General features: G+C 57.6%; 8 protein-coding genes. 1 reads left to right on the forward strand and 7 read right to left on the reverse strand.

The window, feature by feature from the left end:
* From AC1D1X_RS10535 to AC1D1X_RS10565, 7 genes are all read right to left on the reverse strand, one after another.
* Positions 1–582 (reverse strand): FkbM family methyltransferase (locus AC1D1X_RS10535; protein ID WP_477698248.1); only part of this gene is annotated, 582 nt, incomplete at its 3' end.
* A gap of 15 nt (positions 583–597) precedes the next feature.
* Positions 598–1,764 (reverse strand): DegT/DnrJ/EryC1/StrS family aminotransferase, encoded by a 1,167-nt coding sequence (locus AC1D1X_RS10540; protein WP_477668493.1) that lies wholly within the window; start codon positions 1,762–1,764, stop codon positions 598–600.
* Positions 1,765–1,771: 7 nt separating this feature from the next.
* Positions 1,772–2,980, reverse strand: coding sequence for an acyltransferase family protein (locus tag AC1D1X_RS10545; RefSeq protein ID WP_477668492.1), 1,209 nt, complete (start codon positions 2,978–2,980; stop codon positions 1,772–1,774).
* A complete protein-coding gene (locus AC1D1X_RS10550; RefSeq protein ID WP_477668491.1) occupies positions 2,977–3,912 on the reverse strand; it encodes a GDP-L-fucose synthase family protein in 936 nt (311 codons plus the stop codon). The genes AC1D1X_RS10545 and AC1D1X_RS10550 overlap by 4 nt, the downstream gene beginning before the upstream one ends.
* A 2-nt stretch (positions 3,913–3,914) precedes the next feature.
* Positions 3,915–5,000 (reverse strand): GDP-mannose 4,6-dehydratase, encoded by a 1,086-nt coding sequence (gene gmd / locus AC1D1X_RS10555; RefSeq protein ID WP_477698249.1) that lies wholly within the window; start codon positions 4,998–5,000, stop codon positions 3,915–3,917.
* A 3-nt stretch (positions 5,001–5,003) separates the two neighbouring features.
* Positions 5,004–6,428 (reverse strand): mannose-1-phosphate guanylyltransferase/mannose-6-phosphate isomerase, encoded by a 1,425-nt coding sequence (locus tag AC1D1X_RS10560; RefSeq protein ID WP_477668489.1) that lies wholly within the window; start codon positions 6,426–6,428, stop codon positions 5,004–5,006.
* A complete protein-coding gene (locus AC1D1X_RS10565; RefSeq protein WP_457281197.1) occupies positions 6,421–6,783 on the reverse strand; it encodes a MarR family EPS-associated transcriptional regulator in 363 nt (120 codons plus the stop codon). Before AC1D1X_RS10565 ends, AC1D1X_RS10560 begins: the two co-directional genes overlap by 8 nt.
* Before the next feature lie 180 nt (positions 6,784–6,963).
* Between AC1D1X_RS10565 and AC1D1X_RS10570 the strand changes: the two genes are divergently transcribed.
* A partial coding sequence (locus tag AC1D1X_RS10570) for an MraY family glycosyltransferase (protein WP_477698250.1) occupies positions 6,964–7,956 on the forward strand: 993 nt, incomplete at its 3' end.

Here is a 7,956-nt window from a genome sequence, read left to right on the forward strand (position 1 = left end):
GGATACGGCTTTGTCTATGAAATTGTGGAACTGGACTTGCAGGTGGCGAATCCGACTAATGTCTCCAGAGGTGATCAACGCAGGAATCACATCAAACTCGCCGCCCTCGATATTGATCTTCATCAAATCGATTTGCGCAATTTCCAGTTCTTTGATGCAATTGACCACCGACCTGACTTCCACCCGCTGAACGGCGCCGGTCGCATGCGGTGAATCGAAGCTTGATGCGTTGTCGGCCAGGCCAATATTGAAGAATCCGTCGCTGGAAGACAGTCCATAGTTCAAACAGACGATTTTTGGATTACCCAGAAAGCGTGCTACGCACTGCTGATGAAACTCCGCAACGGGCTCAAAAATATAGACGGTGCAGCCGTAGCGTTTGTGGATTTCGGCGGCGAAATCGCCCAGGTATCCTCCAATATCGAAAACGATACTTTGCGCATTCAGTGGGTAGTTCAGGCGCAAGGTCTCATCCCCCCGGTCGCTGAACCAACGTTCAACTTCAATCAAGAATGGCTCCCGTTTGATGTGGCGGCGGTACATCAGCCCCAGGCGGGTTTTGATTTTGGAAACCAATGACATTGGTGTTCTCATGCGTTAGAGGTTTTTGAGCGTTGTGACTGCGTCGGCAATCGAGTAGTGATGGTTGCCAACAAACAAGCCGTTACTGTCGATATGCTCGGCGTTCTTCAGCTCACCGGAGACTTCCGAGTCGAAATATTTGACGACTTCATTCTTGGCAAAATTGCCGGCAACGATAGGTCGTACTTCGAACCCAAGGCCATTGAGTTTGGCGACCAGTGCTTCGCGCGTGAGGTTCACACCAGGCCGGATAACGAGGCTGAAACCGAACCAGCTGCTATTGCCAATCTCCTTTTGGATCAGCACTGTAGGATGATCGCGCATGACCGATTGCAGTAGCGCCGCATTTTTTCGCCGTTCCGCGACGAGCATTGGCAATTTTTTGACCTGCTCGATGCCAAGTGCACCTGACATTTCGAGTGGYCGTACGTTGTAGCCGGGCAGGACGAACCGGAACGACTCTTTGAACGGATCGTCGCTTTTTTCGCCACAGACACGGTTGAACTTCGGAAGGTTCCGGGTCCAGCCGTGCGCGCGCAGCGACAGCAAAATGTGGTGCAACTCCTCGTCGTCGGTGCTGATCAGGCCACCTTCCATCGTCGAGATGTGATGTGAAAAGAACGAGCTGTAGCTGCCCATCAGGCCGAAAGTGCCGGCTTGCTTGCCTTCGAAGGTTGCGCCGAGCGACTCGCAGTTGTCTTCGATCAGCGAGATCTTCTTGTCGCCGATGATGGATTTGATGCGCGCGAAGTTGTTCGGATTGCCGAGCAGGTTGACGGCCATGATCAGGCGGGTGTTGCCGGTGACGGCCTTTTCCAGTGCATCGAGGTCGTAGTTCAAGGTTTCGAGATCGATATCAACGAATTTGATCTTCAGGCCGTACTGGTATAGCGGGTAATAGGTTGTGCTCCAGGACACGGCGGGAACGATCACTTCGTCGCCCGGCTTGAGTGCAATCGCGTCGTTCTTGGAATAAAAAAGCGCCGCGACCATTAACAGGTTGGCCGACGAACCGGAATTCACCATCACGCAATGTTTGACACCGAGGTAGCTTGCGAATTGTTTTTCGAATTCGAACACCTTGGGTCCCATGGTGAACATGCCTGAGGTGATGACCTCTTGCAGTGCAGCGTATTCGGCTTGGTCCCAGGTGGCAGTGGCGAGTGGATATTTATGGTTCATGATTGTCTCAAGTGGCAAATGCGGGTTTGGGGAATCGGTTCAGCAAGGCCTTGCCCATACGCATCCCTGGCTTCTCGACGAAGTGGAAGAGCAGAGCCGCTGTGGTTAAAGACAGGCTCCAGGCGACAACTTGATAAAGACCAAAATTGATGGCGACGCTATCGGTCACGCGCCAGGCTGTGCTGGATCGGCTCAGGCCATACACGATAGGCATATGTACCAGGTACAGCGAAAAACTGATCTTTCCAAGATAGGACAGCGCGAACAGCGGCGGTGGGTTGAGTACCGACAGTAAATAGATTAGGCAGGCGGCCATCAAGCCCCAGGCCACCGGCGCCCAGATCGTCAACAGGACTGAGTCGTACCTCCACGACTCAAGGCAGGCCAGCGCGATGCCTGCAGCGATCAATAGCCCCAATGACCACCCAGCCCACGCTTTGTCAAGGCCCGGCTTGTGTTCGAGTCGCCGCATGAGCGTCCACACCGCGATGCCCGCTGCAAATTCATGCATGTGGGTGAGGATAAAAAAGTAGGTCCATGGGACAAAAATTTCCCGCGGATAAAGGTGAATGCCAAGCAACTGGATCAATGGACCGGCTTTCCAGTACATCATCCACAGCAACGCTAGTGAACCGCCGTACAGCAGCGCCGCCTTGATGCTGAGAGGCAGTCCTGCCTCGGTATTGCGTAACCACAGGAAGATGAAAGGCAGCATCGCATAGAAAGGAAACTCGGCCGCAATTGACCATTCCACGCCCAGGAAATCATTGATGTAGTAGGGGAAGAGTCCATTCACGAAGAGCAGGTGGGCGGCAAGGTCGGGCCATGTCAGGTTCGGTTCACCCGGCGGGGTGTAGCTCTCGAACCCCTTGCCGTATGCGAAAAAAACCAGCAGGAGTACCAGGTAGTAAGCCGGGACAATGCGAAAGAAGCGTCGAACAAAATAGGCGAAAAACATCGGATCGCCGCGGCGGCTGTTCAGCGAGCGGATCAGCGTAAAGGCCGAAACAACAAAGAAAAGGGATACGCCATGCCTGCCGGCCGACAGCAGCCAGTCGATATGAAAGGGAAGCTGAGTTAGGCCTATCGCGGCCATGCCCATCATGGAATGCGCGGCGACCACGCCGAAAATTGCCAAGCCGCGCAACAGGTCGATGTAGTCAAAATGCTGCATCGAAGCGGGCGACGTGCCAGTGGACAAAACAGCAGGATTCATGATGCGCCCGCCGTCTCAAGATAGAAGCTATAGGCAAGCTCAATACCTTCGCGCAGCGTCCTTTGCGGTGCCCAACCCCAGGCGCGCTGCCTGTCGATGTCGACAAGTTTTTGTTTCATGCCGACCGGCTTGCTTGTGTCATGCACAAACTCGCCGCTCCAGCCAACGACTTCGGCGGCAGCACGGTAGTAGTCGTTGATGCTGTGGTCGTGGCCGAGGCCGACATTGAGCAGCCCCGGTAGCTTGTCGAAATCGGACAGCGCATGCAGCACGGCGTCGGCCAGATCACCTGCATACATGAACTCGCGGCGTGCCGTGCCGTCACCCCATATCTCGACGCTCGGCAGGCCGCCAGCCTTGGCCTGATGGACCTTGTGGATGATCGCAGGGATCAGGTGGGAGTGCTTCGGGTCGAATTTGTCGTGCCGGCCGTACAGGTTGCACGGAATCAGCGTCTTGTACTGATTGACCGGTGTTTCGCGGGTGATGTATTCGCACAGCCGGGTTGCGAAGATCTTGGCGATCGCATAGCCCTCGTTGGTCGGCTCTAGTTCGCCGCGCAGAATCAATTCCTCGCCGAGCGGGTTCTGCGCTTCGCGTGGGTACATGCAGGAGCTCGCGAGGTTCAGCAGTCTGGTAACACCGGCCTCGCGCGCTGCCATGATCACATTGCGACCGAGGTCTACGTTCACCACGAGAAAATCGACAGGGTGCGCGATATTCGCCTGAATGCCGCCGACCAGTCCGGCGCAGTGAATTACCGCATCGGGCCGGACATCTGCGACGAAGCGGCGCGTCGCCTCGAAGTCGGCCAGGTTCAGTTCCCGGCTGCTCGGCGCGACAAAATCCCAGTTGCCCGCGAGCGGGTGCTCAAGGATATTGCGGCCGACCATGCCGCCGCCGCCGGTCAGGAAAACACGGGGTTTGGCCACGTTTAGCCCTGGTTGCGCAAGGCCTTGTGGCCGTGCGCCTTGACCTGCAAATCGAACTCGGCCTGTGTCATGTCGACTCTGGCCATTTCGGCGACCAGTTCTGCGAAGCTGATTTTCGGAACCCAGCCGAGTTTTTCGCGTGCCTTGGTCGCATCACCGAGCAGCGTTTCAACCTCGGTCGGACGGAAGTAACGCGGATCGACCGACACGATGCATTTGCCGGTGGCAGCGTCATAGCCCTTCTCGTTCTCGTCGTGGCCTTCCCAGCGGATCTGCATGCCGTATTCCCGGGCAGTCGCCTCGACGAAATCACGCACGCTGTATTGCACACCGGTAGCAATCACGAAGTCTTCGGGTTTGTCCTRCTGAAGCATGAGCCATTGCATTTCGACATAGTCCTTGGCGTGGCCCCAGTCTCGCTTGGCATCCATGTTGCCCAGATAGAGGCAGTCCTGGATGCCCAGCTTGATGCGGGCGAGTGCGCGCGTGATCTTGCGTGTCACAAAGGTTTCGCCGCGGACCGGGCTTTCGTGGTTGAACAGAATGCCGTTGCAGGCATAGATGCCGTAGGCTTCCCGGTAGTTGATCGTGATCCAGTAGGCGTAGAGCTTGGCAACCGCATAAGGGCTGCGGGGGTAGAACGGTGTAGTTTCTTTTTGCGGGATTTCCTGCACCAAGCCATAGAGTTCGGAAGTCGAAGCCTGGTAGAAGCGTGTGGTCTTCTCAAGTCCGAGAATGCGCATTGCTTCAAGGACCCGCAAGGCGCCCAGGCCGTCGCTGTTGGCTGTGTACTCCGGCTCTTCAAAACTCACGGCGACATGGCTTTGCGCAGCCAGGTTGTAGATTTCGTCCGGCTGGGTTTGCTGGATGATGCGGGTCAGGCTCGACGAGTCGGTCATGTCGCCGTGGTGCAGCACAAAGCGCTGGTTGGCTTCGTGCGGGTCCTGGAACAAGTGGTCGATACGATCCGTATTGAAGAGCGACGTGCGGCGCTTGATGCCGTGCACGATATAGCCCTTGTTCAGCAGAAACTCCGCCAGGTAGGAGCCGTCCTGGCCGGTGATGCCGGTGATGAGTGCTGTTTTCATTGTTTATGCCCTGCCATAGTTGTCGGTAAATCGCACGATATCGTCCTCGCCCAGATAGCTGCCGGACTGGACTTCGATCATTTCCAGATCGGTTTTTCCTGGATTTTCCAGGCGGTGAGTTTCGCCGATCGGAATGTAAGTGGACTGGTTTTCTGTGAGGAGAAAGGTGGCCTCGCCTTTGGTGACCAGCGCGGTGCCGGAAACCACGATCCAGTGTTCGGCCCGATGATGGTGTTTTTGCAGGCTCAACGACGCGCCGGGCTTGACCATGATGCGTTTGACCTGGAATCGGGCGCCGCGGTCAATGCTGTCATACCAGCCCCAAGGCCTCGCTACCTTGCGGTGCAGGTTTGCTTCCGGGCTTTGGCGCGTTTCAAGCTGGGAAACCACGCTCTTGACCTGCTCCACGTGGCTGCTCGCGGCGACAAGCAACGCGTCGGGCGTGTCAATCACCAGAAGGTCCTCGGTGCCAAGTGTCACCACGGTGCGATGCGGCGCGTGAATATAGGTGCGTTTGCTGTGCAGCGCCATGCCGTTGCCGTCGATGCGGTTGCCGTCGTCGTCCGGCGCCGTGAGCCCGGCGACGGCATTCCAGCTGCCGACGTCACTCCACGCACCCGCAAATGGCACGACAGCGACGGCATCGTGGCGCTCGAGCACTGCGTAGTCGATACTTTCGGCGCGCACAGCACCGAATGCTGCTGCGTCGGGCCGCACGAACTGCTGGTCCTCTCCGACCGCTGACACAGCCAGCCGGCAGCCTTGCAGAATGTCGGGCGCATGTTGTTCCAGGGCCGCGATCAGTGTGTCGGCGCGCGTCAGGAAGATACCGGCGTTCCAGAGCGTGTCACCCTGCAATATCAGTGCCTGGGCTTTTTCTGCGTCGGGTTTTTCAATAAAACGCGCGACTTTGGCGCTACCGTCGCCGCGCTCCGCGCCTTGCTGGATATAACCGTAGGCCGTTGCCGGAAAAGCCGGCACCACGCCAAAAGTCACGATCTCACCGCTCAGCGCCGCCGCCAGGCCCCGGCCCACCATGGCGGAAAAGGCCCCAACATCGGGGATATGGTGATCCGAAGGGCAAAACAGCAGGACTTGACCGGGTTTGGCGAGCAGCGCCGCGAGCGCCATCGCAGGCGCTGTGTTGCGCCCGGTGGGCTCCAGCACAATCCGGCCCTTGACGCGAGCTGCCTGCATGGCTTCGCTGACGAGGAATCGGTGTTCTTCCGAGGCGACGCAGATCACATCGGGCGCGGTTGCGCTGTCTCCGTTGACGTGTGCCACCCGCTCCAGGGTCAGCTGCAGCAGGCTTTTACCGCCGATCAGCGGGACGAACTGTTTCGGGAAGCTTTTCCGCGACAGCGGCCAAAGCCGTGTGCCTGCGCCGCCGCAGAGGATGACAGGCGTGATGGTGACGGTTTCAGTCATGGTTGTGATCAGTGCTGGTTTTTGCCTGGGTGACTTCGACTTTGAGGTTTTCGATTTCAACCTTGAGGTTTTCGTACTCCGCCAACTTGCGTTCGAGAAAGCGCAAGGTCAGGCCGGCCTTCTCGGAAATGCCGTTCGGCGTCAACAGATAGGCGTAAGCCAGCTTTTTTTCGCTGCGGCTGAAGCTTTGCATCTTGATGAAGCCCTTGTCGAGCAGCGCTTTCAGGCAATAGTTGGTTTTGCCCAAGCTAACGCCCAGCGCATTGGCGAGATCGCGCTGGTTCATATGAGGATTGGCCTCCAGCAGGCGCAGTACCCGCAGGTGGTTTTCTTCCTGAAGTGAAGAATTCAGCAAATGGATGATTCAGCTGTTCAATGAGTGAACAGGATATTACCACTGCTGCCGCATGGGTAGAACACCGGCGTGAGGGATTATTTACACCGTTGCGGCAGGTCCTGGCAGGACTGTGAGGAAACTGCAAGGAGGCGGGCCGGGGTATGCGCTGATAATTGCGGCAAATAAAGCGGGGGCCCCATGGTATTTCTGGTTTGTCTGAGTTTCACGGTGTCGCTAATCGCCTCCATGCTGGTTATCCGCATGGCGCGTGAGCATGCCAGCCGATACGACGTGAGCAAACCGCAGCGGTTCCATGCGGGAAACATACCGCGCGTCGGCGGCATCGGGATACTGCTGGGCTTATTGGCTGGCTTGCTTGCCGGCGTGATAGCTGAAACAACCGCCAGCCGGGTAAATGTGCCCATGAGCTGGCATACCGCCCTGCAATTGGTGGTGGTCCTGCTGCCAGCCGTGCTGGGCGGCGTTTATGAAGATCTCACGCAGCGGCTGACGGTGCGTTACCGCCTGTTGCTGACGGGCCTGTCCGCAGCGCTGGCGTGCAGCCTGTTCGGGCTGGCGTTACCGCGGCTCGGTGTGCCAGGAATCGACATGCTGCTGCTGTCATTTCCCTGGGTCGGCGTTGCCTTGGCTTTTTTCGCGTTCTGCGGCTTGCCGCACGCGTTCAATATCATTGATGGCTACAACGGCCTGGCGGGTACCGTCGCGTCGCTCATCTGCCTGGCAATCGCCTATGTCGCGCTTCAGCTTGGTGACCGTCAGCTGGCTGCCATCGTTGTCTGCCTGGCAGGTGCGACCATGGGTTTTCTCATGTGGAATTACCCCCGTGGCCTGATTTTTGCGGGGGATGGGGGTGCCTATCTCTGGGGTGTTGTGATCGCGCTCGCCTGCATACTGCYGGTGCAGCGCCACCAGATGGTTTCGCCGTGGTTTCCGATGCTGTTGATCATTTATCCGGTCTGGGAGACTGTTTTTTCGATCTACCGAAAGCTGGCGCGCGGCGGATCGCCCGGGGTGGCTGATGCGCTGCATTTCCATCAGCTGATCTACCGCCGCCTGGTGCGTGGTGTGTTCGACGATGACGAGTCGCGGCGCATGTTGATGCGCAACAACCGGACGTCACCTTATCTCTGGAGCTTTACCTTGCTGACTGTGGTGCCGGCAGTGCTGTTC

This window comes from Polaromonas sp. P1_G4 (genome assembly GCF_056405475.1).